The sequence below is a fragment of the Ramlibacter sp. P4_H7 genome (assembly GCF_056400765.1).
On sequence record NZ_JBFUKP010000005.1, the window covers coordinates 283,996 to 307,362 of the forward strand.

The 23,367-nt window shown below is 69.7% G+C and carries 25 protein-coding genes; 8 read left to right on the top strand and 17 right to left on the bottom strand.

The features are described 5' to 3' along the window. Positions 1-39 precede the first annotated feature (39 nt). Entirely contained in the window at positions 40-1,263 is a 1,224-nt protein-coding gene (locus AC1DSA_RS10020) for a serine hydrolase domain-containing protein (protein ID WP_477888587.1), read from the top strand. A gap of 26 nt (positions 1,264-1,289) precedes the next feature. Here the strand turns inward: AC1DSA_RS10020 and AC1DSA_RS10025 are convergent, their stop codons facing one another. Genes AC1DSA_RS10025 through AC1DSA_RS10050 form a run of 6 tightly spaced genes read right to left on the bottom strand, consistent with a single transcriptional unit; the run spans position 1,290 to position 7,611 of the window. Beyond that, complete coding sequence (locus tag AC1DSA_RS10025; RefSeq protein ID WP_477888588.1) at positions 1,290-2,186, bottom strand: aminotransferase class IV; 897 nt, start codon at positions 2,184-2,186, stop codon at positions 1,290-1,292. Positions 2,187-2,237: 51 nt separating this feature from the next. Next, positions 2,238-3,830, bottom strand: coding sequence for a bifunctional 3-(3-hydroxy-phenyl)propionate/3-hydroxycinnamic acid hydroxylase (locus AC1DSA_RS10030; protein ID WP_477888590.1), 1,593 nt, complete (start codon positions 3,828-3,830; stop codon positions 2,238-2,240). Continuing rightward, entirely contained in the window at positions 3,827-4,693 is an 867-nt protein-coding gene (locus tag AC1DSA_RS10035; RefSeq protein ID WP_477888592.1) for a fumarylacetoacetate hydrolase family protein, read from the bottom strand. The genes AC1DSA_RS10030 and AC1DSA_RS10035 overlap by 4 nt, the downstream gene beginning before the upstream one ends. 25 nt (positions 4,694-4,718) lie before the next feature. Beyond that, positions 4,719-5,618, bottom strand: a complete 900-nt coding sequence (locus AC1DSA_RS10040) for a VOC family protein (RefSeq protein WP_477888594.1) — start codon at positions 5,616-5,618, stop codon at positions 4,719-4,721. Next, positions 5,615-6,637: an amidohydrolase family protein gene (locus AC1DSA_RS10045; RefSeq protein WP_477888596.1), complete on the bottom strand. Its 1,023-nt coding sequence runs from the start codon at positions 6,635-6,637 to the stop codon at positions 5,615-5,617. Before AC1DSA_RS10045 ends, AC1DSA_RS10040 begins: the two co-directional genes overlap by 4 nt. A gap of 2 nt (positions 6,638-6,639) precedes the next feature. Next, positions 6,640-7,611, bottom strand: a complete 972-nt coding sequence (locus AC1DSA_RS10050) for a Bug family tripartite tricarboxylate transporter substrate binding protein (RefSeq protein WP_477888598.1) — start codon at positions 7,609-7,611, stop codon at positions 6,640-6,642. Between the two features lie 119 nt (positions 7,612-7,730). On the opposite strand from AC1DSA_RS10050, the gene AC1DSA_RS10055 reads away from it, so the two are divergent. Continuing rightward, positions 7,731-8,657, top strand: coding sequence for a LysR family transcriptional regulator (locus AC1DSA_RS10055; RefSeq protein WP_477888600.1), 927 nt, complete (start codon positions 7,731-7,733; stop codon positions 8,655-8,657). 15 nt (positions 8,658-8,672) lie between these two features. On the opposite strand, the gene AC1DSA_RS10060 is transcribed toward AC1DSA_RS10055, so the two are convergent. Next, entirely contained in the window at positions 8,673-9,098 is a 426-nt protein-coding gene (locus AC1DSA_RS10060) for a GlcG/HbpS family heme-binding protein (RefSeq protein ID WP_477888602.1), read from the bottom strand. A 177-nt stretch (positions 9,099-9,275) separates the two neighbouring features. Between AC1DSA_RS10060 and AC1DSA_RS10065 the strand changes: the two genes are divergently transcribed. Both AC1DSA_RS10065 and AC1DSA_RS10070 read left to right on the top strand, forming a co-directional pair. After that, positions 9,276-9,857 carry a CBS domain-containing protein gene (locus AC1DSA_RS10065; RefSeq protein WP_477888604.1) on the top strand — a complete coding sequence of 194 codons (582 nt, stop codon included), beginning with the start codon at positions 9,276-9,278 and terminating at the stop codon, positions 9,855-9,857. A 105-nt stretch (positions 9,858-9,962) separates the two neighbouring features. Further along, complete coding sequence (locus AC1DSA_RS10070; protein WP_477888606.1) at positions 9,963-11,051, top strand: DUF2855 family protein; 1,089 nt, start codon at positions 9,963-9,965, stop codon at positions 11,049-11,051. Positions 11,052-11,073: 22 nt separating this feature from the next. Here AC1DSA_RS10070 and AC1DSA_RS10075 read toward each other — a convergent pair whose 3' ends face one another. Together AC1DSA_RS10075 and AC1DSA_RS10080 are read right to left on the bottom strand one after the other, a co-directional pair. Continuing rightward, positions 11,074-11,373, bottom strand: coding sequence for a hypothetical protein (locus AC1DSA_RS10075; protein WP_477888608.1), 300 nt, complete (start codon positions 11,371-11,373; stop codon positions 11,074-11,076). A 124-nt stretch (positions 11,374-11,497) separates the two neighbouring features. Beyond that, the gene (locus AC1DSA_RS10080) at positions 11,498-12,445 is read right to left on the bottom strand and encodes a hypothetical protein (protein WP_477888610.1); all 948 of its coding nucleotides are present in this window, start codon (positions 12,443-12,445) and stop codon (positions 11,498-11,500) included. 234 nt (positions 12,446-12,679) lie between these two features. Here AC1DSA_RS10080 and AC1DSA_RS10085 point away from each other — a divergent pair, with 234 nt between their 5' ends. Together AC1DSA_RS10085 and AC1DSA_RS10090 are read left to right on the top strand one after the other, a co-directional pair. Further along, a complete protein-coding gene (locus AC1DSA_RS10085; protein ID WP_477888612.1) occupies positions 12,680-13,510 on the top strand; it encodes an isocitrate lyase/PEP mutase family protein in 831 nt (276 codons plus the stop codon). 180 nt (positions 13,511-13,690) lie between these two features. Further along, the gene (locus AC1DSA_RS10090) at positions 13,691-14,038 is read left to right on the top strand and encodes a hypothetical protein (RefSeq protein WP_477888614.1); all 348 of its coding nucleotides are present in this window, start codon (positions 13,691-13,693) and stop codon (positions 14,036-14,038) included. A gap of 65 nt (positions 14,039-14,103) precedes the next feature. Here the strand turns inward: AC1DSA_RS10090 and AC1DSA_RS10095 are convergent, their stop codons facing one another. From AC1DSA_RS10095 to AC1DSA_RS10115, 5 genes are read right to left on the bottom strand one after another with little or no spacing between them, the layout of a single operon-like run. Next, on the bottom strand, positions 14,104-15,069 hold the full coding sequence (locus tag AC1DSA_RS10095; protein ID WP_477888616.1) for an MBL fold metallo-hydrolase: 966 nt from the start codon (positions 15,067-15,069) through the stop codon (positions 14,104-14,106). Between the two features lie 56 nt (positions 15,070-15,125). Then, positions 15,126-16,100, bottom strand: a complete 975-nt coding sequence (locus AC1DSA_RS10100; protein ID WP_477888618.1) for a Bug family tripartite tricarboxylate transporter substrate binding protein — start codon at positions 16,098-16,100, stop codon at positions 15,126-15,128. Positions 16,101-16,127: 27 nt separating this feature from the next. Next, the gene (locus tag AC1DSA_RS10105; RefSeq protein WP_477888620.1) at positions 16,128-17,114 is read right to left on the bottom strand and encodes a quinone oxidoreductase family protein; all 987 of its coding nucleotides are present in this window, start codon (positions 17,112-17,114) and stop codon (positions 16,128-16,130) included. A gap of 16 nt (positions 17,115-17,130) precedes the next feature. After that, positions 17,131-18,207 carry an isocitrate/isopropylmalate dehydrogenase family protein gene (locus AC1DSA_RS10110; RefSeq protein ID WP_477888622.1) on the bottom strand — a complete coding sequence of 359 codons (1,077 nt, stop codon included), beginning with the start codon at positions 18,205-18,207 and terminating at the stop codon, positions 17,131-17,133. 9 nt (positions 18,208-18,216) lie between these two features. Further along, complete coding sequence (locus tag AC1DSA_RS10115) at positions 18,217-19,185, bottom strand: Bug family tripartite tricarboxylate transporter substrate binding protein (protein WP_477888623.1); 969 nt, start codon at positions 19,183-19,185, stop codon at positions 18,217-18,219. Positions 19,186-19,287: 102 nt separating this feature from the next. On the opposite strand from AC1DSA_RS10115, the gene AC1DSA_RS10120 reads away from it, so the two are divergent. Together AC1DSA_RS10120 and AC1DSA_RS10125 are read left to right on the top strand one after the other, a co-directional pair. Next, complete coding sequence (locus tag AC1DSA_RS10120) at positions 19,288-20,208, top strand: LysR family transcriptional regulator (RefSeq protein ID WP_477888625.1); 921 nt, start codon at positions 19,288-19,290, stop codon at positions 20,206-20,208. Between the two features lie 123 nt (positions 20,209-20,331). Further along, positions 20,332-21,717, top strand: coding sequence for a DcaP family trimeric outer membrane transporter (locus AC1DSA_RS10125; protein ID WP_477888627.1), 1,386 nt, complete (start codon positions 20,332-20,334; stop codon positions 21,715-21,717). Positions 21,718-21,739: 22 nt separating this feature from the next. On the opposite strand, the gene AC1DSA_RS10130 is transcribed toward AC1DSA_RS10125, so the two are convergent. From AC1DSA_RS10130 to AC1DSA_RS10140, 3 genes are all read right to left on the bottom strand, one after another. Beyond that, positions 21,740-22,024: an HU family DNA-binding protein gene (locus tag AC1DSA_RS10130; RefSeq protein ID WP_477888629.1), complete on the bottom strand. Its 285-nt coding sequence runs from the start codon at positions 22,022-22,024 to the stop codon at positions 21,740-21,742. A 75-nt stretch (positions 22,025-22,099) separates the two neighbouring features. Continuing rightward, complete coding sequence (locus AC1DSA_RS10135; protein ID WP_477888631.1) at positions 22,100-22,369, bottom strand: DUF2164 domain-containing protein; 270 nt, start codon at positions 22,367-22,369, stop codon at positions 22,100-22,102. Between the two features lie 126 nt (positions 22,370-22,495). Then, complete coding sequence (locus AC1DSA_RS10140) at positions 22,496-23,359, bottom strand: transglutaminase-like domain-containing protein (RefSeq protein ID WP_477888633.1); 864 nt, start codon at positions 23,357-23,359, stop codon at positions 22,496-22,498. Positions 23,360-23,367 lie beyond the last annotated feature (8 nt).

Sequence of the window (23,367 nt, forward strand, 5' to 3'; positions counted from 1 at the left end):
GTGTCCAATGCCCTCCATCGTCGTTGCCGGACTGCCCCGATGAAACTCAGGAAGATCGCGCTCGGCTTGCTCGCTGTCGTGGTGGTGGGCGGCGGCGTCGGCTGGTTCAGCCTGGACAAGGAAACGCGCGGCCTGCTGGCGACACTGCCGACGAACCGCGACCTCCTGTTCTGGAGCCAGCCGCAGCGGGATGCCGCCTTCCGCGCGCTCGATCGCCTGCCCGTGCTGGCAAAGTCACGCCTCGTGCAGGCGGGCGGCACGCCGCGGCCCTTGCCGGCCGGCGCGCCGCTGAAGCTGCCGCTGGACCTGGACGCGTACCTGGCGGGGCAGCGCAGCGCGGGCCTGGTGGTGGTGCACGACGGCAAGCTGCGCGTCGAGCGCTACGGCCTGGACTTCGACGCCGGCGGGCGCTGGACCAGCTTCTCGGTGGCCAAGTCGATGACGTCCACCCTGGTCGGAGCGGCCATCCGGGACGGCCACATCCGCAGCATGGACGACAAGGTCAGCGACTACATCCCGCAGATGAAAGGCTCGGCATACGACGCGGTGAGCATCCGCCAGCTGCTGACGATGACCTCGGGCGTGCGCTGGAACGAGGATTACGCCGATCCGAACTCGGACGTGGCGCGCTTCAACAACCACAAGCCGGAGGATGGCGTCGATGCGCTGGTGAGCTACCTGCGCCGCCTGCCGCGCGACGTTCCGCCCGGCACGCGCTGGCACTACAGCACCGGCGAGACCAACCTGGTGGGCATCCTCCTCGGCCAAGCGGTGAAGAAGCCCTTGTCGGCCTACCTGTCCGAGAAGATCTGGGCGCCCGCCGGGATGGAGCAGCCGGCCACCTGGCTCCTGAGCAAGACCGGACAGGAAATCAGCGGCTGCTGCATCCAGGCCGCCACGCGCGACTTCGCCCGGTTCGGCGTCTTCATCCTCGAGGGTGCGCGCATCCAGGGCCAGGGCATCGTGCCCGAGGGCTGGCTGGCGGAAGCGACGAGCACGCGCACGGACATCGGCCAGCCCGGGCGCGGCTATGGCTACCAGTGGTGGACCTATGCCGACGGCAGCTTCGCCGCCCGCGGCATCTTCGGGCAAGGCCTGTTCATCGACCCGAAGCGCAGGATCGTGATCGCATCGAACGCGAACTGGGCCGGCGGCGCGCGGGACCGCACGGCCAGCGATGCACGCGAGGCCTTCTACCGCGCGGTGCAGAAGGCGATCGATGACGAAGGGGCCGCGCCGCCGGCGAGCGACGCGCCGCGCTGACGCGGCGGCACCCCGGCTGCGCGCGCTCAGTAGGAGATCGGCGTGCTGAATTGCGGCAGCCGGTGCCAGTCCCAGTAGGTTTGCGCGAACTGCTGCGTCACCGCACCCGGCCTGCCGTCGCCGATCGCCTGGCCGTTCACGCGCGCCACGGGCAGCACGCCGCCGCCCGATGTCGTGAGGAAGGCTTCCTCGGCCGCGAGCAGTTCGGTGAGCGGCAACGCGCGTTCCTCCACAGGCTGGCGCAGCGAAGCCGCGATCTCCAGGACCGTGCGCCGCGTGATGCCGTGCAGCACGCCTTCCGACGGCGTGACGAGCACGCCTTGCACGCGGGCGAAGACGTTGAAGCCCGGTCCTTCGACGACGTTGTCGCGGGCATCCCGCAGCAGCACCGTGTCGGCGCCGGCGTCCAGCGCACCCAGCAGCCCCATGGTGAGGTCGTTCCAGTGGTAGTTCTTGGCGGTGGGGTCGACGCTGGCCGGTGGAATGCGCTGCACCTCGCTGACGACCACGTGCAGGCCGCGCCGGCGCTGCTCCTCGTTGGCCAGCCAGACATAGGGCACGGCGAAGGCATGGAACTGGTTGACGGCCTGGCGCGGATCGCGCGATCCCCAGGGCGGCTGCCCGCGCGTGACGATCATCTCCACGTACGCATTGCGCAGCCCGGAGCGGCGCACGCATTCCGACAGGATCCGGGCGACTTCCTCGCGGCTGCGGCCGGGGTCGAGGCGAAAGCGCCCGCAGCTGGCGAAGAAGCGCTCCAGGTGCGCATCGAGCCGGAAGAACGCGCCCTCCCAGGCCGTGACGACGTCGTAGGTGGCGTCCGAGCGCAGGAAACCCCAGTCGCTCAGCGGGATGCCCGCCTGTGCGATGGGAACGTAGTCGCCGCGCTGGTAGGCGCAGCCCTGGGAGAAGTCCTGGGTCATGGTCCTGCCTGAGAGGGCGCCCCAGCCCGGGCGATCGCCGACTGGCCGGAGCTAGGGTGTTGCAACCGCGGAGACGCCCAGTGTAGGCACGGCAGGTGGCTTGGCGTCCGCGAGTCCGAGCGATCGCGCCAGTTCGTCCAGCAGCCCGGCCACTTCGCCGGCGTTGGCCGCCACGCCATACACGTAATTGTCGGGCCGCACCAATGCCGCGCTGCATTCATGACGTTCGAACCAGGCCGCCGCGAGTCCATCGGCTTCGGCGAGCTCGCCCAGTTGCACGACGCACAGCCCCGACACGTCCTGCTGGTCGCTGGCCGCCGGCGTTCCGGCCGCCAGGACCAGCCGCCAGCCATTGCCGGTGACGCCATCCAGCCGCTTTCGCAGTCCGTCCACCTGCACCCAAGGCTGCGGGAACAGCGTGCCGCGCGCATCGTGCGGCGTCGCCGATAGCAGGCCGTCCTGCAGGCGCGGCAGGATGTCCTGGCGCGGAGTGTCCTTCACGACGCCGCCGCAGGCGGCCAGCAGCTGTGCATCGCGCGCGCGTGCCTTGTCCGGATCGCGCTCGCAGATGACGGCGCCGACGCCCTTGATGCGGCTTGTGAGCTCCGTCACATGCAATCTGCGCTCGGTGCCGTAGCTGTCGAGAAGGGCTTCGCCCGCCGCGCCGCCGACCTCGCCGCGCAACACGGCGCCGAGCTTCCAGACGAGATTGGCCACATCCCGGATGCCCTGGCACATGCCCTGTCCGAGGAAGGGCGGCTGCATGTGCGCGGCGTCCCCGGCGAGGAACACACGCCCCTTGCGCCACTGGCTCGCGACCAGCGCATGGAAGCGGTAGCTGGCCTGCCGCCACAGCTCGCCGTCCGCCGGCGTCAGCCAGCGCGAGAGCAGCTTCCAGGTGGCGTCGGCCTGCGCGACCTGCTTCGGGTCTTCCCCGGCCTTCAGCGAGATTTCCCAGCGCCGGTGGTTCTTCGGTCCGATCACCAGCGTGCAAGGGCGCTCCGGCTCGCAATACTGCACGCTCACCCGCGGCAGCTTGGCCAGCCCCTGCTCGTTCACCAGCACATCCACAACCAGCCACGGCTCGTCGAAGCCCAGGTCTTCCAGCGGCATCTCCAGCTGTGTGCGGACCGTGCTGGAGCCGCCGTCGCAGGCCAGCGCGTACTTCGCGCGGACCTGCCTGTCGCTGCCGTCGGCCCGTTGGACCTGCAGCGTGACGCCCTCGGCGTCCTGCGCAATGCGCCGCATCTCAACGCCCAGCTCGACCACCACGTGACCCATCCGGGCCACGCGCTCGCGCAGTGCCTGCTCCACGGGCGGCTGCGTGAACACCATCGACGGCGTGTGGCCCTGCGGGTAAGGCGGATCGACCATGGTCATGCGGCGGATCAGCTGGCCGTCGACTCCAAAGTATTCGGAGGGTGTGAACGGCTCGCAGAACGGCTGGATCGCATCGGCCACGCCCAGCTGCTGGAACACCCGCATGATCTCGTGGTCCAGCGCGATCGCCCGCGGGATCTGGAAGACCTCCGGCAGGCGGTCGCACACGTAGACGCTCAGGCCCTGCTGCCCGAGCAGTCCCGCCGCCACGGCGCCGGCCGGCCCGTAGCCGACGATCGCGACGTCGTAGGTCGGCTCGCTCATCGCGCTTCGTCGACGATGGGGTTGGCCAGCGTGCCGATCCGTTCGATGTCGATCTCGATCGTGTCGCCGGCCTTCATCCAGACGGGCGGATTGCGCGCCTGGCCCACGCCGGCCGGCGTGCCCATCACGAGGACGTCGCCGGGCTCCAGCGTCAGCACGTCCGCCAGCAGCGCGATCGTTTCGGCCACGCTGAAGATCATGTCGCTGGTGTTCGCGTCCTGCATCACCTGCCCGTTCAGGCGTGCCTGGATGCGCAGGCCGGCGGCGCCGGGCGGCAGTTCGTCCGCCGTCACCAGCACGGGGCCGAAGCCGCCGGTGGCGTCGAAGTTCTTGCCGATGGTCCATTGCGGCGTGCGCTTCTGGTAGTCGCGCACGCTCATGTCGTTGAAGCAGCCGTAGCCGAACACGTACTGCAATGCGTCCTGCTGCTTCGTGTGGCGCGGCACCTTGCGGCCGATCACGACGGCCAGTTCGGCCTCGTAGTCGAACTTCGTCGAAACGCTGGGCGCCAGGCCGGGCTGGCCGTGCGCCACCAGCGAGGAGGCCGCGCGGAAGAAGAACCAGGGGTAGTCCGGCTTCTCGCGGCCGCCCTCCTTGGCATGGTCGTAGTAGTTGAGTCCCAGGCAGACGATCTTGCCGGGCTCCGGCACCAGTGGCGCGAGCGTGGCGTGCGCCAGCGGCTGCCGCGTCGCCTGGTCGCCGACTGCGCTGCGCGCGGCGGCCGACACATCGATGCCCGCCTTGAGTGCGGCGCGCAGGTCGCTGGGCACCCGCGGCTGCGCATCGTTCAGGTCGATCAGGTCGTTGCCGTCGACGACGGCGAGGCGGGGCGCGCCGTTGCGCAGGTAGGTGGTGAATTGCATGGGTTTCTTTCGGAAATCGGGAGGGTCAGGAAGGAACGAACAGCACGCGCCGCTGCGCCTCCTTCAGTTGCGGTCCGGGCGGCGGCGAGATGCCCCACTGGTCGACGCGGCCGGGCGGCCACTTCCAGTCCTGCGGGCCGCGCGGCTGGTAGCGCTCGTCCACCTGCTGCACTTCGGCCGTGTACTCGATGACGACGCCGAAGGGATCGATGAAGTAGTTGAAGAGGTTGTTGCCCGGCCCGTGGCGGCCGGGGCCCCACTGGATCGGGAAGCCCGCATCCTTCATGCGGCCGCCGCCGCGCATGACGGATTCGAAGTCTGGCATCAGGAAGGCGATGTGGTTCAGCGCATCGTTGTCGGCGATGCCCACCGCCAGCGTGTGGTGGTCGCTGTTGCAGTTCATGAATGCGATCGCGACGGTGCGGTCCGCCAGCGTGAAGCCCAGCGCCTCGCCGAGGAAGCGCTGCGTGGCATCGACGTCGTGGCTGTTCAGCACGACGTGCGTGAGGCGCTCCGGACGATCCTTCTCGGGCAGCGTTCCCCCGTGGCGGACGTCGCCGTGCACGACCTCGAAGATGCGGCCGTGCGGGTCGCGGAACTTCAGGCCGATGCCGCCGGCGGGCCCGGCCATGGGCCCCACGGGCGCGAGGATGCTGCCGCCGGCGCGCGGCACCGCCTCGGCGACGGACTGCAAGGCTTGCGTGCTGCGTGCGCGCAGCGTGACCTGCCGGATCTGCGGCACCTCGCCGCCCGGGTGCAGCGCCAGCAGGTGATGGTCGCTGCCGCTGCCACGCAGGTAGACGGCGTCGCCCTCGCGCTGCGCGACCTGCAGGTTCCAGACCTGCGTGTAGAACGATTCGGCGCGCGCGAGGTCGGGCACGTTCAGTGCCACGCTGCGCAGCGCTGCGATGGTGGGGGAACTCATGAGGGGGCTGGGCTTCGCAAGCCGAGGAAGCGCTCCGCATTGCCCTGGAGCAGCTGCCCCACGGTGGCCGCGTCGAAGCCGGCCGCCTCGATGCGTTCCACCGGCGTGCGGTCGTGGAAGTTGAAGGGATGGTCGGTTCCGATCAGCAGCTGCGAGCTGCCGAAGGTCTCGACCAGGTGGCGCAGCATGGGGCGGTCGAACACCAGCGTGTCGTAGTAAAGGCGGCGCGCCTGCGCCACCGGCGCCTCCTGCACGGCCTCCTGCAGCGCGGGGAAGACCTTCCAGCCCTCCTGCAAGCGCGGCAGCAGCGACGCGAGCGTGCCGCCCCCGTGGCTGAAGGCGATGCGCAGGTTCGGGCGGCGCGGCAGCAGGTTGCTGGTGATCACCGACGCCGCGGCGAGCCCCACGTCACCCGGATAGGCCAGCACCTGCTGCAGCGGCGCGGGCCCCACGAGGCGATCCATGCCGGCCGGGCGCAGCGCATGCACGAACACTGCGGCCCCGAGCGCCTCGCAGGCTTCAAAGAACGGGTCGAACCGTGGCGCACCGACCGGCACGCCGTTGATGTTGCTGCCGATCTCGACGCCGGGAAAGCCCAGGGTCTTCACCACATACTCGAGCTCGCGCAGGGCCAGGTCGAGATCCTGCAGGGGAACGGCACCCAGGCCTGCGATGCGTCCCTGGCCCTCCCCGACCATGACAGCGATCTGGTCGTTGGTATAGCGCAGCAGCTGCTGCGCGGCGCCGGGCTCCATCCAGTAGGACAGCAGCTCCGGCATGGGCGAAACCACCTGCAGGGCGAGGCCCATGGCGTCGAAGTCGGCGATGCGCCTGGTCGCATCCCAGCAGCGGTCGGACACGGTGCGATAGACCTTGCCCGCGATCATCACGTTGCGGTGGCAGGCGTGCGCCGGCGCCATCGATGGCCACTCGGCCGGCACCGCCGAGCCCAGGTAACGCGGAAAGTTCTCGGGCACCACGTGCGCATGCACGTCGGTGCCGCAGCCACAACTCGCCATGCCTATTCCGGCTGGATGCCGACGGTCTTGACCACCTTGCCCCAGCGCTCGCGCTCGCCGCGCAGGAAGGTGTCGAATTCCGCCACGCTCATTCGCGGCTCGGCCAGCGAGCCCAGCACCAGCAGGCGCTGCGCGACCTCGGGCTGCGCCAGCACCGCCTCCAGGTCGCGGTTCACGCGCGCGACGATGTCCGGCGGAGTGCCCGCAGGCGCGAACAGGCCGTTCCAGCCGGTGAACTCGAAGCCCGGGAAGCTCTCGGCGATGGTGGGAACGCCCGCGAGCTGCGGCTGGCGCTGCGCGGTACTGACCGCCAGCGCGCGGACCTGGCCGCCCTGCAGGTAGGCACTCAGCGCCGCATCCGGCAGGCAGACCAGCTGCACGCGACCGCCGATCACGTCCTGCAGCGCATCCGGCGCCTTGGTGTAGGGCACGTGGTTGAACTTGACGCCCGCCATCACCGCGACGCTGTCGGCGAGCATGCCGGAGAAGGTCTTGGGCCCTTCGGTGGCGATGGCGATGGTGCCGGGCTGCGCCTTCGCCTTCGCGAACACCTCCGCCAGGTCCTTCGCGGGGAAGTTCGCCGCCGCGGCGATCACGAAGGGGCTGCGACCCACCAGGCGCACTGCCGTGAAGTCCTTCGCCGGGTCGTAGGGCAGCGCCTTGAACGTGTAGACGTTGGTGACCATGGCCGCCGTGGTGGCGTAGTAGAACGTGTAGCCGTCCGCCGCCGAACGGGCCGCCGCCTGGGCGCCGATCACGTTCTGGCCGCCCGGCTTGTTGTCGATCACCACCGGCTGGTTCCAGGTCCTGGACAGCTGGTCCGCAAGGTAGCGGGCGAGGATGTCGGGGCCCGAGCCGGCCGGCTGCGACAGGATCCATTTCACCGGCCGCTGGGGCCAGCTGCCGCCTTGCGCGAAGGCGCTGCCGGCCAGCGGCAGCCATGCGGCTGCCCTGACGAAATCTCTGCGTTTCATGGTTTGTCTCCGGTTCTGTACCAGGCTTTGCCCTGCGTCAATGCACGCGTCCGCATCGGATGCTAGGGACCGGCAGGCTATCTGGCGAGGCAATTCGGTGGATACATAAAATCCACCACATGGATATTCGATCGGTCGACCTCAATCTCCTGGTGATCTTCGACGCCATGGCCCGGCTGCGCAGCGTGAGCCGCACGGCGGAGGCGGTCGGGCTCAGCCAGCCCGCGACCAGTGCCGCGCTCGCTCGGCTGCGCACGCTGTTCGGCGACCCGCTATTCGTGCGCACCAGCGCCCAGATGGAACCCACCCCGCGGGCGCTGGAGCTCGCACCGGCGGTGCGGCGCGTGGTGCAGGCGATCGAGTCGGAGATCCTGCTGGAGGCGGGCTTCGATCCCGCCCGGGCGGACCGCAGCTTCACCATCCTCACGCCGGACATCGGCGAAGTGGCCTTCCTGCCCGGCGTGCTGACCCGCCTGCGGCAGGAGGCCCCGCACGTGCGCCTGCAGACGCTGGCCCGCCCGCGCAAGGCGGCGGCGGAGGCGCTGGAGACCGGCGAGGCGGACCTCGCCGTCGGCTTCTTCCCGGACCTGCAGAAGACCGGCTACTTCCAGCAGGCGCTGTTCAAAACCTCGTACGCGTGCATCGCCTGCGCCCGCAATGGCGCGGTGGGGGCTCGCATGACACTCAAGCAGTACCTCGCGGCCCGCCACATCCTGGTCCGGCCGGACGGCCGCGAGCACACGCTGGACCGCTTCCTGCAGGACAAGGGGTGGCAGCGCCACGTGACGCTGGAGCTGTCGCATTTCATGAGCCTGCTGGCCCTGTTGCCGGGCAGCGACCTCGTTGCCACGGTGCCGAGCGACATCGCCACCGTCGTCGGGCGGCACGTTCCGCTCAAGCGCATCGAGCTTCCGTTCCGCATGCCGCAGGTGCAGGTGCAGCAGTTCTGGCATCGCCGCCTGCAGAACGATCCGGCCAACCGGTGGCTGCGCGGCGTGTTCTACGAGGTGAACAGGCGCGACGCCCACGCTGGCATGCCCGGCTGACGGCGTCCGCCGGCGTCAGGCGCTGGCCAGGCCGGCCGCCGCGATGCCGGCGATGCAGATCGCCTCGTCCTCGTCCCCCGTGCCGCCGCTCGCACCGACCGCGCCCAGCACGCTGCCGCCGGCGTCCTGGATCAGGACGGCGCCCGTCTGCGGCAGCAGCTTGCCTTCGGCAGTCGCCGCCAGCGTGATGAGAAAGTTCGGGTTGTCCTTGGCGCGTTCGGCGAGCTTGCGGCTGGACACGCCCATGCCGACGGCACCCCAGGCCTTGGCGCGGGCGATGTCGAAGCGGAACATGCTGGCGCCGTCCTCGCTGATGAAGGCCTTGAGGTGGCCGGCCGCGTCGAGCACGGCGATCGCCATGGGCTTGTAGCCCGACTTCCGGGAGTGCGCCAGGGCGCCGGCGATCACGGCCTGGGCCTGGTCGAGGCGAAGGGCGGTCATGTCCTGCTCTTTCTCGGGTGGGTGAGGGGTCGAACGTATTGTGCGGGGCGAAAGGGCCGAACGGCCTGGGCGGCCGCGGCAGGTCAGGCTCCGGTCAGGCGCCCTCCCCCATCGTGGAACGGTTTGCGGACCCGCGCCCACCGGCGTAACCTGTCTCATCCCATCAGGAGGCGTTCCATGACCCCCAACACCTTGCCCGTCCTGCCGCGAATCGGCGCAGTTCGCCTGTGCCAACCCGCCCAGGGCCAGCCGAGCGTGTCGCTGGATTCGTCCGCGCTCCTCGTGATGACCGACCTCAAGCGCGTCGCCGCCGCGGTGACCTCGCCGCAGGACACGATGGAGCAGGCACATGCCTTCATGATCCAGCGCGGCGTGCGCATGCTGCTGGTGATCGGCGATCAGGAGACCATGGCGGGCATCCTGACGACCAACGACGTGCTGGGCGAAAAGCCCGTCGCCGTCGCGCAGGAGCGGCGCATCCGCCACGGCGACATCCTCGTGGCCGACGTGATGACGCCCGCCGACCGCCTGGAAGCCTTCGACATGCACGTCGTGCAGTCAGCGCGCGTGGGCCAGGTGGTGGCGAGCCTGCAGCAGGCGGGCCGCCACCATGCGCTGGTCGTGCAGACCGCCAACGACGGCATGCGCGAAGTGCGCGGCATCTTCTCGCTGTCGCAGATCGCGCGGCAGCTGGGCGTGCCGCTGCAGCTGCCCACCGAGGCGAGGTCGTTCGCGGAGATCGAAGCGGCGTTGTCGTAGCGGCCGCGCGGCGCAACTCCTCTCACCTGCGGCGCCTGCGCGCAGGCGACACCGGATCGGGACCAAGCCATTGTCCTTTGCCGGCCCCTGCCCTAGAGTGCGGCGATGACCACCACGACGCTGCAAGTGCGCAAGGACCGCCTCACCGAGGCCAGGCTCGTCGAAAGCGAGGCCGCCGCCCTGGCACCCGGCCAGGTGCGGGTGCGCGTCGACGCATTCGCCCTCACCGCCAACAACGTCACCTACGGCGCCTTCGGTGCGGCCATGCACTACTGGGAGTTCTATCCGACGCACGAGGAAGGCTGGGGCATCGTCCCGGTCTGGGGCTTCGGCACGGTGGTGCAGTCGCTGCATCCCGGCGTGGCCGTGGGCGAACGCCTGTATGGCTACTGGCCGATGGCGAGCAGCGCGATCCTGCAGCCGGACAGGCTCGGCGAACGCAGCTTCGTCGATGCGGCGCCGCACCGGGGCGCGCTGCACGGCGTCTACAACCGCTACCTGCGCGCCAGTCGCGACCCGTTCTACACGCCGGACACCGAGGACCTGCAGGCGCTGCTGCGCCCGCTGTACCAGACGTCCTGGCTGATCGATGACTTCCTGGCCGACAACGACTTCTTCGGTGCGCGCACGGTGCTGCTGTCCAGCGCTTCGAGCAAGACCGCGTGGGCCACGGCGCTGCTGCTGCAGCAACGCGCAGGCATCACGACGATCGGCTTCACGGCCCCGGCCAACCTGGCCTTCTGCGAAAGCCTGGGCTGCTACGGCCGGGTCCTTCCTTACGCGGACGTGGCCACGCTAGCCGCGACGACGCCCTGTGTCTACGTGGACTTCGCCGGCGACGCGCGCTTTCGCGCGCAGGTGCACGAGCACTTCAAGGAGTTGCGCTACAGCTGCTCGGTGGGCGGCACGCACGTCGGCGAGCTCGGGGGCGCAAACGGCCTGCCGGGACCGCGCCCGATCCTTTTCTTCGCACCGGCGCAGGCGCAGAAGCGGCAGGCCGACTGGGGAACCGCCGCGTTCGGGGAGAAAGTGCTCGCCGGCTGGCGGGACTGCCTGGCGCGGCTGCAGGAGGCCAAGCGCCCCTGGCTGCGCGTGCAACGCCACGATGGCGCACCGGCGGCCCTACGGGCCTGGCAGCGCATGGCGGCCGGCGACGTCGATCCCTCGGCCGGGCACATCGTGACGCTGCGCTGAGGCGCTGCGCCCGGGCGGGCTGCTAGATGCGCACGCCCAGCAGGCCGGCGATGGCCGTCAGGTGCGATTCCTTCAATTCCTGCGGCTTCACCTCGTCCTCGGCGGCGGTGGCGTTTTCGTGGTTCTGCAAGGCGGCGCGCATGTCCTCCTGGCTGGACCAGACCATCACTTCCTGCTTGGGGCACATGTGCCGCATCGTGTGGTACCAGTAGTAGCCATCCGCGCCACCGAACAGCTTGTCGATGCCGGCGAGGTCGTTGGATTTGATGCGGTGCTTCTGCAGGACCTCGTCGAGCACTTGGTGGGACAGGATGAAGGTCATGGCGGTGCAGTGCGGCGGAGCGCGCAGAGGGGGCTGGGGCAGGGCCGCGATTGTACGACCGGCGCGCATCCGGGCCGAGGCAGGGCCGCGCCCTGCCCGCGGGGACGCGCGGCGCTTCCGGGCGTCAGTTCGCAGCGGCCGCGCTGCCGGTGCCTGCCGCGCCGAGCTGCGCCAGCGCGGTGCGGCTGCCCAGGCTGGCGGCGCGCTGCAGCCAGCGCTGCGCCAGGCTGGTGTCCTGGGGCACCGTCGCACCCTGCAGGTAGGCAACCCCCAGGAAGTAGTTCATCTCCATGCGGCCGAAGCGGATCCCCTCTTCGGTCGACTTGCCGGAGCGCTTGATGATCGCGGGGATGTCGCCCTTGTCATTGGCGAAGGCCTGCATCTCCTGGATGGTCCGGGCCAGGAAGCGGTCGCGCGACTGGGTCGCCTTTGCCTTGTTCGGCAGGATGGCCACCAGTTCGTCGGCCAGGATCGGCAGCACCTCGAAGGGCGTCATGCCACCACGGGCGCGCGGCGAGTACCAGGCGCGCAGGATCGCCTTGTCCAGGGGCGTCAGGCCCTCGACCTGGGTGGCGAAGTAGCTCAGCACGGTCAGGCCTTCCGGATGGCCGCGCACGCCCATCACGTGCATGACTTCGTGGTAGGCGCAGCGCCACTCTTCGCTGTCGCGCATCTGCATGGTGACCGACTCGAGCTTGTCCTCGGTACGAAAGTTCAGGCGCGTTTCGCAGGGCTGGCGGTCGGCCAGCGCATCGTTGGCCGTGATCTCGATGCTGACGTTGGCCTGCTGGGCCGCGTCGGGCTGGTCGCTCACGTCGACCACCTTCACCCCGGCCTCGGCAGCGGCGGAGCGCAGCGCGGCCAGCGTGTGGTCCCTGTGGGCGGCGAGGTTCACGCCGAACACGCGCACCTTGAGGTCCTGCTCCCAACGGACGAGGCGCGTGGGGGTCCCGGTCTGGTGCCAGAGCACTTCCCACATCGTGCCCATGCCCTGGTCGAAGGCATCGGCACGGGCAACGCAGGGACTGAACACTGCGGCCGCCATGAGCGCGGTGACAAGGGACTTCCACATCTGAGCCAGCTCTCCTTCAGGGGGTGAAACGGGTAGGACCCCTCCTACTCGAACGGGGTAGGAGCCCTCCTACCGCCGTGAGTTCATCGTCCGACAAACTCCGTGGCCGGATCCACGAATATTCCTCAACTCGGAAGCGCCACGGTCGAGCTTTACCTGGCGGTCCGGTGCCTCGCGCCTCCGACCCGGCGGCGCACAATGGCCGCGCCGTCATGGCCCGAACCGGAGGAACACATGCCCTCGCCCCAAGACACGCCCGCCCGCCGGCAGGCCTTCCGCCAACTGCACGCGGAGGGCTGTTTCGTCATCCCCAATCCCTGGGACCCGGGCAGCGCCTGCTACCTGGCCAAGCTCGGCTTCAAGGCCCTGGCCACGACCAGTTCGGGAGCGGCCTGGCGCCACGCCATGGCCGACGGCCAGATGTCCCTGGACGAAGTCCTGGTCCACCTGCGCGAGATGGTGGCCGCCACGGACCTGCCGGTGAATGCGGACTTCGAGGGCGGCTATGCGGCCGACGCCGCAGGCGTCGCCCGCCACGTGCGCCTGGCCGTCGATACCGGCGTCGCGGGTCTTTCCATCGAGGACTCCACCGGCGACCCGGACCAGCCCCTGCGCGACATCGCGCCGGCCGTCGAACGGATGCGGGCCGCCCGCGCCGCCATCGATGCGGCCGGTGGCGACACCTTGCTGGTGGGCCGCGCCGAGAACTTCATCGTCGGCCGGCCGGACCTGGAGGATGCGATCCGCCGGCTGCAGGCCTACGCCGAGGCCGGGGCCGACTGCCTCTATGCGCCGGGCATCAAGACCCGCGCGCAGATCGCCGCCGTGGTCGCGGCGGTGGCACCCAAGCCCGTGAACCTGCTGGTGGGCGCCACCACGGAGCTGACCCTGGCCGACATCGCGGCGCTGGGCGTGCGGCGCGTCAGCGTGGGCGGCGCGCTGGCGCGCACGGCCTGGGGCGGCTTCATGCGGGCGGCGCAGGCGATTGCAACCGAAGGCAAGTTCGATGGCTTTGCCGGCGCCGCCAGTGGCGCGGAACTGAACGCCCTGTTCCGCGGGGATTGAGACGCCTCACCGGCCTGGCCTGCGACTCCGGATGGTGGGGCGGCGTGTGCCGGGTTTTCCCGGCCCGCGGCGGCCTGGAGGCCCTGCGCGCATACACCCGGATGCAGACGTTGCGGGCGCGTGCATCACGGATGCAAAGTGGAGCCACGGAACGGGCACGTCTCCCCCTACCATCAAGGCGTGCTGCAATCTCTCCAGACTTCCCTGGCCCGCCTGGTGGCGGGCTGTACCGCGCTGCTGTCGGACTCACCCCGTACCACCGAACAGAGCTCCTTGCCGGCGGACGCCGGAGACTCGGTCTCTGCGCGGATCTCCCTGCTCAGCGTGGTCAAGCAACGCGGCGGGCGCCAGTACATGGCGGTGGAAGAAATCTCCGGAGATCAAGCGCTTTGCGCCTGGATCGAAGGCGGCCTGCGCCGGACCGCGTCGTTCCCGGTGCGCTCCCTGGAGGTCGTCCCCGTGCTCGGACGGGACGACCACCTCTGGCGGGAGGCGTTCCGGGCGGCCTCGCACCGCAAGGTCGGCTAGGCACCGGCCCGCGGCGAGTTCGGCCCGCCGGGCGCCGGCCTGGCCGCGCCGGCGCCCTCACGCTGCTAGCAGCCCGCCGTGCACTTGGCCGCGGCGTCGAACTCCATGGTCTTGCCGGACAGCGGAATGTGCACCGGCACCTTGACCGCCTTCATGAAGGTCTCGGTCTTGCTGCCCGGGCGCACCTTGCCCCCGACCGTGCCGACCTCGTTGGCGTGCGAGGCGATCACGGCCGCCGGCTTCACCAGGTCGTTGATCACGAAGGCGGCCTCGGCGGGTCCGGTCGTGAAGCCGTCGCCGATGTTCATCACCGCCAGCTTCGCGTGGTAGAGGTCGCGCACCACCCGCTCCTGGTCGGCCGTGATGCCGGTGTCGCCGGACAGGTACACGACCAGGCCGTTGCTGAAGCGCACGACGTAGCCGGTCGCCAGGCCGACGTCGCCCCAGATGCCGGCGTCCTTCATGGCCTTGCCCAGGTCGCCGCCGATGTAGTCCGGATCGAGTCCGTTGCTGTGCATCGCGGTCACGGTGGCGATGCGGATGCCGTTCAGGGTGACGCTGCCGCCGAAGCGGGCCAGGATGGAATCCGCCGGGTTGCCGCCGTTGGCACGCAGCTTGGCCGCGAAGAAGGACGGCATGTCGCTGCCGGTCACGATCTTCGCCTTCTTGGCCAGGGCGATGTTGACGGCGCTGGAGTTCGGCATGGCGGACACGGACATGTCCGGCGCCTCGCAGCTGCCCGAGTTCGGCGCCTTGTTGTGCGCATTGCCGACGTGGTCGCCGTGCATGTGCGTCACCAGGATGATGTCGATCTTGCCCAGGCGCGGGTCGCCGGCGCCCGCGACGGTGCGGCCCGGGTCGAACAGGACGCGCATCCCGTTCGGGTCCTCGAAGACCAGCGCGCGGTCCTGCGGACAGAACTCGCCCTCGATGCCGCCCAGCGGCGTCACCTTCACGGTCTGCCCGAACGCGGGCCAGGCCATCGCCGCGCAAAGGGTCCCCAGGGCCATCATCGACTTCAAGCGTTTCATGGAATTCCTCTTCTTCGTCGTTGGGAAACTGTTGCGGGCGTCGCACCGCAGGGCGGTCACTCCACCTTCACGTTGGCGCTCTTGACCAGGCGCACCCAGAACTTGCCGTCCTCGACCAGGAAGCCGGCGAACTGCTCGGGCGAGGAGGACAGCGACACTTCGGTGCCTTCGCGCGCCAGCGAGGCCTTCACGCCCGGCTGCTGCATCGCGGCGGCGGTCGCTTCGTAGAGCCGGTTGACGATCGCGGGAGGCGTTCCCGCGGGCACGAACACGCCGTACCAGAACTCGAGGTGGTAATCCGGCAGCCCCGCCTCCTTCATGCCGGGGAGCTCGGGCACCAGCGGCGAGCGCTCCCGCGTGCTGACCGCGAGCGCGCGCAGGCGGCCCCCGTTGGCCTGCGGCAGCACCGAGGGCGAGGTGCCGAAGGTGAGCTGCGCGTCACCCGCCATGACCGACTGCACCGCCAGCGCGCCGCCGCGGTAGGGCACGTGCGTCATCTGCGTGCCGGTGATCAGGGTGAACAAGGCGGCGCCCAGGTGCGGCGCAGAGCCGTTGCCCGAGGTGGAGTAGTTCAGCTTGCCCGGGTCCTTCTTCGCCGCGGCGACCAGGTCGGGGACCGAGCGGATGCCGGTGTCGGGGTTCACCGCCAGCACCAGCGGCGAGGTGGTGATCTTGGTGATGGGCTGCAAATCGGCCGGCTTGTAGCCCAGCTTGGGATTCAGGGCCGGATTCACCGAAATGCTGCTGGGACTCGCGATCAGCACGGTGTAGCCGTCCGGCGCGGATTTCGCCACCAGTTCCGCCGCGATGCTGGAGCCATTGCCCGGCTTGTTGTCGATCACCACGGGCTGGCCGAGCGCCTTGCTGTAGGCATCGTTCATGGCGCGCGCCACCTGGTCCGCCGCGCCGCCCGGGGCGAAGCCGATGACCAGGCGGATCGGCTTGCTGGGATACGCGGCCTGCGCCTGCACGTTGGACACGGCCGCCACGGCGAACAGGGCCAGCGCCAGCCTCTCCGACCACTTCTTCATGCGGTTGTCTCCTTGTTCTGGTCCGGCTCAGGCCGGTTCCGGCATGCGCAGCACGATCTTGCCCACGTGCCCGCCCGTTTCCATCAGCGTTTTCGCTTCCACCAGTTGCGCGAAGGCGCAGACGCGATCGATCTGCGGGCGGATGCGCCCCGCGGCCAGGTGCGGCATCACTTCGGCCATAAAGCGCGGCACCGCCGCGGCGCGCTGGGCCTTGGTGCGCAGCTTGTTGGAGACGCCGAACAGCGTCAGCCGCTTGGCATGCAGCGCGCCGAGATCGAGGTCGGCGTTCAGCACGCCGTCCACGTAGCCGACGGTGGCCAGGCGGCCTTCGAAGGCCATCACCCGGATGTCCTCCGCGAAGACCGAGCCGCCGACCGTGTTCACCACCAGGTCGGCGCCATGGTCGCGGGTCGCCCGCATCACCGCGGGGCCGAAGTCGGCCGCGCGCGTGCACACGGGCACGTCGAGGCCCAGCGACTTGAGCCGGGCGAGCTTGTCCTGCGAGCCCGAGGTGCCGATCACCCGCGCGCCCAGCACCTTGCCCAGTTGCAGGCAGGCCACGCCAACGCCGGAAGACACCCCGTTGACCAAGAGCCATTCACCCGCCTGCAGCCTTCCCTGCAGCACGAGCATGTCGAACGTGACCAGGAAGGTGAGCGGGATCGCGGCACCCTCTTCCCACGCCAGCGAAGCCGGCATGGGGATGGCCTCGGCGACCTCCATCACGGCGAATTCGGAGAAGCCACCGGTGCAGCGACCCATGACCCGGTCGCCCGGGCGGAACCCCTCCACACCGGCGCCCAGCGCCGCCACCTCGCCGGCGCACTCGCCGCCGATGGCCTTCCAACTGCCGGCCTTGCCATGCAGGCCGTGGCCCAGCACGAACTCCCCGCGGTTCAGCGAGGCCGCGCGCATGCGCACGAGCAACTGGCCGGGGCCCGGTTCGGGCACCGCGGCGTCGCGCAGTTCGAGCGCGGTGCCCGTGTCCGTCATCTGCATCCACCAGGACTTCATGGTTCGGTCCTTTCCTTCACTTCTGGAGTTGGCGCAGCACGGCCTGCACGAAGCTGGCCGTGCTGCCGGTGCCGCGGATGTCGCCGGTGCGGGCGGCGGGATCGGCCAGTGCCGCCGTGACCGCACGCGACATCGAGGCCGCCATGCGCACGGCGCCCTCGTTGGCGCGGCTGTGGCCCAGCCACTCGAACAGCATGCGCGTGGACTCCACCATCGCGTAGGGATTGGCGATGCCGCGGCCGGCGATGTCGGGAGCCGAACCGTGCGTGGCCTGCGCCATCGCGACGTCGCCCTCGCCGATGCACAGGCCCGGCGCCATCCCCAGGCCGCCCACCAGCCCGGCGGCCTCGTCCGACAGGATGTCGCCGAACATGTTGGTGGTGACCACCACGTCGAAGTTCTGCGGATCGCGCACCAGGCGCATCGCGAAGGTGTCGACGATCACGTCGTCGACCCGCACGTCCGGGTACTCCGCGGCCAGCTTGCGGCACTCCTCCACGAACATGCCGCATCCCAGCTTGAACACCGTGTCCTTGTGCACGTAGGTCAGGTGCTTGCGGCGCTGGCGCGCCAGCTCGAAGGCGGCCCTGGCCACGCGCCGGCTGCCGGTGCGGGTGATGACGCGCACGGACAGCGTCACTTCATCGGTGGGCCGGAATTCGCCCGAGCCCGCGACCATGTTGCGGTCCGGCTGGAAGCCTTCGTTGTTCTCCCGCACGATCACCAGGTCCACGCCCTCGTGCAGGCAGCCGATGTCCGGGTAGGAGCGCGTGGGCCGCACGTTGGCGAACAGGTTGAACTGTTTGCGCAGGATGGGGTGCGGATTGATCGCGTTGGGCCCCTTGGGATAGGCACGGTGGCCGATCGGTCCCAGGATCCAGCCGTCCAGGGTCTTGAGGGTTTCCAGCGTTTCGGGCGGCAGTGTGTGGCCGTGCGTCTGCAATGCGCGGGCGCCGATGGGAAGCGGCATCCAGTCGATCGCCACGCCGTGCAGTTCGGCGGCGGCGCGGCTGATCTGCACGGATGCGGGAACGATCTCGAGGCCGATGTCGTCGCCGTCGAGGATGCCGATGCGAAGGGAGGTGGGAGTCATGGACGCGGACTACTCGTCGAGGTGGATGTTGCGGGCCTTGGCCAGGGCGGTCCAGCGGGCGACCTCGCTGCGGATGTACTGGCCGAACTGCTCCGGCGTCATGGGCCAGGGCTCGACCGCTTCGCTGGCCAGCTTTTCGGCGAGGTCAGGCGCCCTGAGCACCGCGACCTGTGTTTCATTGAGGCGGCGGACGACGTCGGCCGGCAGTCCCGCCGGGCCCACCGAGCCATACCACTGCATGGCATCGAAGCCCTTGAAACCGACCTCCTCCATGGTGGGCACGTCCTTCAGCTGCGGGCTGCGCTCCTTGCCGGTGACGGCCAGCGCGCGCATGCGGCCCGAACGCAGGTGCGGCAGCGCCGCGGCGAGCCCGGGGAACATGGCCTGGGTCTGCCCGCCGAGCAGGTCGTTGATGGCGGGGGCGATGCCGCGGTAGGGGATGTGCAGCATGAAGGCGCCCGTCTCCTGCTTGAACAGCTCCATCGTCAGGTGCGTGAGCGATCCGGCGCCGGCCGAACCGTAGTTCACCTTCCCCGGATTTCGCTTCACGTAGTCGACGAACTCCTTCACGTTGCGCGCAGGCACGTTGGCGTTCACCGCCAGCACGTTGGGCGTGGCGCCGATCATGCCGATGGGCGTGAAGTCCTTGAGCGCGTCGTAGCCCACCTTGCGCGTCGCGGGCGTGGTGCCGTGGGTTGCAACGTAGCCCTGCATCAGGGTGTAGCCGTCCGGCACGGCGCGTGCGGTCGTCATGCTGGCCACGACGCCGCCACCGCCGCTCTGGTTGTCGACGACGAAGGCCTGGCCCAGCAGCTTGCCCCAGCGTTCCGTCACCACGCGGGCAATCATGTCGTTGCCGCCGCCGGCGGCCACCGGGACGATGTAGCGGATGGGTTTCGCGGGATAGGCCTGCGCGATCGCGATGCGGGGCAGCACGAGAGCGGCCGATGCGGCCTGCAAGAGGTGCCGGCGTTTCATGGATGTCTCCTTGGCGTCGATCTTGACGAAGAGCGTCCCTGCTGTAAATTGCATCTTTCGGAAGCTTTGTTGCAGTCCTTGCATGAATCGAGACGCCGCTCCGTGAGCCCCCAGAAGCCTTCGCTGGCCGACCTGCGCGCCTTCGTGACCGTGGGCGAGCTGCAGAGCTTCGCCGCGGCCGCCAGGGTGCTGCACCTGTCGCAGCCGGCGCTCTCCCGCCGCATCTCGCACCTGGAAGAGCTGCTGGGCGTGCGCCTGTTCGACCGCACCACCCGCAGCGTGGAATTGACGCTGCTCGGGCGGCGCTTCCTCGGGCAGGTGCGCAGCGTGGTCGACAACCTGGACCGCTCGGTGTCGAGCCTGCACGACCTGGCGCACCTGGAAGCCGGCGACGTCACCGTCGGCTGCGTGTTTTCCGCCGTGCACCACTTCCTGCCCGGCGTGATCCGCGCGTTTCGCGAGCAGCATCCGCACGTGCTCGTGCGGCTGATCGAGGAAGGCGCGCAGGAGGTGCTGGCCAGCGTGAAGTCCGGCGAGGCGGATTTCGCCCTCAACTACACCGGCATGCAGGACCCCGAGGTGGAGTTCACCAACCTGCTGAAGGAACCTTTCGTGCTCGCCTGCCCGGCGGACCATCCGCTGGCCAGGCGACGCTCCGTGCGCTGGGCCGAACTGGCCGAGCATCCCTACGCCCTGGTCACGCAGGCCAACCGCAACCGGATGCTGATCGACCAGGCGCTGGCCGACCAGGGCCTGCAGCTGCGTCCCGTGTGCGAGGTGCGGCACGTCTCCACGCTGGTGGGCCTGGTGGAGAACGGGCTGGCCCTCGCGGTGGTGCCGCAACTGGCCTTGCCCCGGCAGACGGCGGCCGTGGTGGGGATCCCGCTCACGCACCCTGCCATCACCCGCACCATCGGGATGATCCGGCGCGTCGGCCGCAGCCTGTCGCCGGCGGCGACGGCGTTCGCGCGCATGCTGACGCAGGCGAGCCGGGACACCGCGCGACCCGGCCGGCGCAGCTAGCGCACCGCCGACGCGCGCCGATCGCGCCCGGCACGCCGGTAGGACCTTGGTCCAATTCGCCGGAGCCGCCGGTCTCGCGAGACTCCTCGTGGACACCCGTGCCTTCCACGGGCGGAGGAATCCATGCGCAAGAAGGTGCTGGCGGCGGCAACTGCACTCGCCCTGTGCGGCGGCGTCCAGGCGGAGACCACCGAGGAACTGAAGGGCCTGCTGGACCAGGCGATGCGCACGATCCAGGACCTGCAATCGCGCGTGCGCGCGCTGGAGGCGCAGAACGCGCAGAAGGCGCAGGCACCGGCGCCCGCGGCCACCGCGCCCGCCGCGGCAGCCGCTCCCGCACCTGCTCCCGCAACCGAGTCCGCCGGGGCGCCCGTGGTCGCACCGAATGTCGCCGCCGAAGCCGGCACGCCCGCGGCGGACAAGGCACAGGTCGCGTTGTACGGCCAGGTGATGGTGGACGCGATCTACGACGCCAAGCGCATGCACCCGAGCTGGCAGGCGACGCTGCGTCCCTCCCAGATTCCGGTCACCTGTCCCGGCGACCCCGGGTGCGGCAAGGACGGCTCGTATGCGATGAGCGTTCGCCAGTCCAGCCTCGGGATGCGCGCGACGATCCCGACCTCGCTCGGACTGGTCAAGACCGACCTGGCCTTCGACCTGTTCGGCACCGACGGCAGCACCAGCATCCACTGGCTGCGCGCCTGGGCCGAACTGGGCAAGTGGGGCGTCGGCCAGACCGACTCCAACTTCATGAACCTCGACGCCTTTCCCAACACCATCGATTACTGGGGGCCGCCCGGGATGGTGTTCCTGCGCAATCCGCAGCTGCGGTACACGCAGGAGGCCGGCCCCGGCGCCTCCTGGGCCGTGTCGCTGGAGGCGCCCAATTCCGTGATCGACACCGGCAAGCTGTCGCAGGTCGATCCGGCGCTTGGCGCTGGCGTGACGGCGCGCAACCGGCTGCCGGACCTGGTGGGTTCTTATCGCGTCGAGCGCGACTGGGGGCACGTGAAGGCGGCCGCCATCGTGCGCGAAGTGGGGTTCCAGACCTCGACCACCGCCAGCGGCAATCCGTCGAACACGAAGACCGGCTACGGACTCAACCTGAGCGGCGTGCTGAAGATCGCCGGACGCGGTTCAGTGAGCTGGGGCGTCGCCGGCGGCAAGGCCATCGCCAGCTACATGAACGACGGCGGCACCGACCTCGCGCCGGATGCGCGCGCCCGCGCCCAGGCCGTGGACTCGCTCGGCTACTTCGTCTATTACGGGCATGCCTGGGACGCCAAACTGAACAGCTCCGTCGGCTACAGCCAGCACCGGCAGGACAACACCGGCGGCCAGGCGGGGAACGCGCTGCACGCGGGCAGCTACGCCTCCGCCAATCTGCTGTATTCGCTGACGACGAACGTGCTGCTCGGGGGCGAGTACGTCTGGGGCCGGCGCGAAAACAAGGACGGAACGGCGTCCAGCGACAGCCGCATCCAGTTCTCGACCAAGGTCAGTTTCTAGCGCGCGGCGGCGCGCTGCAACGCTAGGGTTTCGGGCCGTTCACCACCGCCTTGAGCGCGGCGCCGGGCACGAACTTGACGGTCGTGCTCGCCGCGATGGTGATGGCGGCGCCGGTCTGCGGATTGCGGCCGGAACGCTCCGCGCGCTCGGACTTCTTGAAGCTGCCGAAGCCGGGGATGGTCACCTCGCCGCCTTTCGCGAGCTCATCGGAGACCAGCTTGATGAAGGCCTCCAGCGTCCTCGCCGCAGCGGCCTGGGAAGTGTCGGTGGCGACCGCGAGTGCCTGCACGAGCTCGGACTTGTTCATCTGGATTTCCTTGTGACCCGAAGGGCGCCGAGTTTAGTGCAGCTCCTGCCCGACATTGGGCCGAACCCGCAGGTTTCACCGCCGCTTCGCGGATTTGTCGAATTTGCGCCAGTAGCCGAACTCGGTTTCCTGCACCTCGATGTCGAGCTCATCGACACGGTTGCGGAGCCGATCCTGCACGTCCCTGACCGCCTGGTTGTAGACCACGGGGCCGATCTCTTCCAGGAAAAATCCCAGGAGCCCGCCCGCCGCGACGTTGCCGATCGGCTCTTCCATGTGTTCGCTGAAGTAGCGCTGGATGGAAGCGATGGCCTGTTGGCGCGCGTCTTTCGGCATCTCGATCATGCCGTCATTCTGCATGCGCGGGGTGGGGGCGACAGCGCGAAGCCGCCGGACGCGCGAGCGCTTCTACTCAAGCTGGGGGTTGCGGCCGCCTGGACGGGCGACCTTGCCGCAGCGCGGCCTTGCGGATCAGTTGTCCGAAGTCGACAGGGCGTCGGCGGTGCGGTACGGCTCGCGCAGCACGCCGTTGGCGCCCGGCTCGGCACGGATGCTCAGCACCTGGGGCCCAGGCACCACGTCCCCGAAGATCGAGGCGTAGGCGGAGTCCGCGGCATCGCGCCCGGACGTCAGCCGCACGAACCCCATCGGGATCGCTGTTCCGGAAGGGTCGAAGAGGTACCAGCGGCCGCTGAGGTAGGTCTCGACGTAGGCGTGGAAGTCGGTGGGACCCAGCGCCGGGTCGGCACCGTAGTCGATGCCGGTAGTGAAGCGCGCGGGAATGTTCACGGCGCGGCACAACGCGATCATCAGGTGCGCGCAGTCGCGGCAGACGCCGCGGCGCTGGGCCAGCGTGTCCACGGCACCGGTCGTTCCCGTGGAACTGCCGGATTCGAAAGTCACGTGGCGCTGCACCCAGTCGCAGATCGCCTGCACGCGGGAGTAACCCTGCCACAGCGTGCCGAACTGCGCCATCGCGAAGGCGTTGAGCTTGTCCGATTCGCAATAGCGGCTGGGATAGAGGTACGGAAGCACCGGCCCCGGCAGGTTGGGGATCCAGATTTCTTCCAGGCCCTGGGGATGCTGGCGGTGATGCTGCACGTCGACGAGCGCCGCATAGCGCACCACCAGCTCGCCGGCATTCGCCCGCAAGCGCAGGAAGCGGCCGGACGACAGCGGATCGCAGTATTCGTTGACGGCCACGTTCTGCGTGATCGCGAGCGATTCCCACAGCACCTGCTGGCGCGGCGTGCGCGCCGCCTGCACGTTCAGGATGAAGTCGGCGCCGGCCGTGCGGACCTGGTAGGCCAGTTCCACTTCGTAGCGGAGTCGCACGGGAGCGT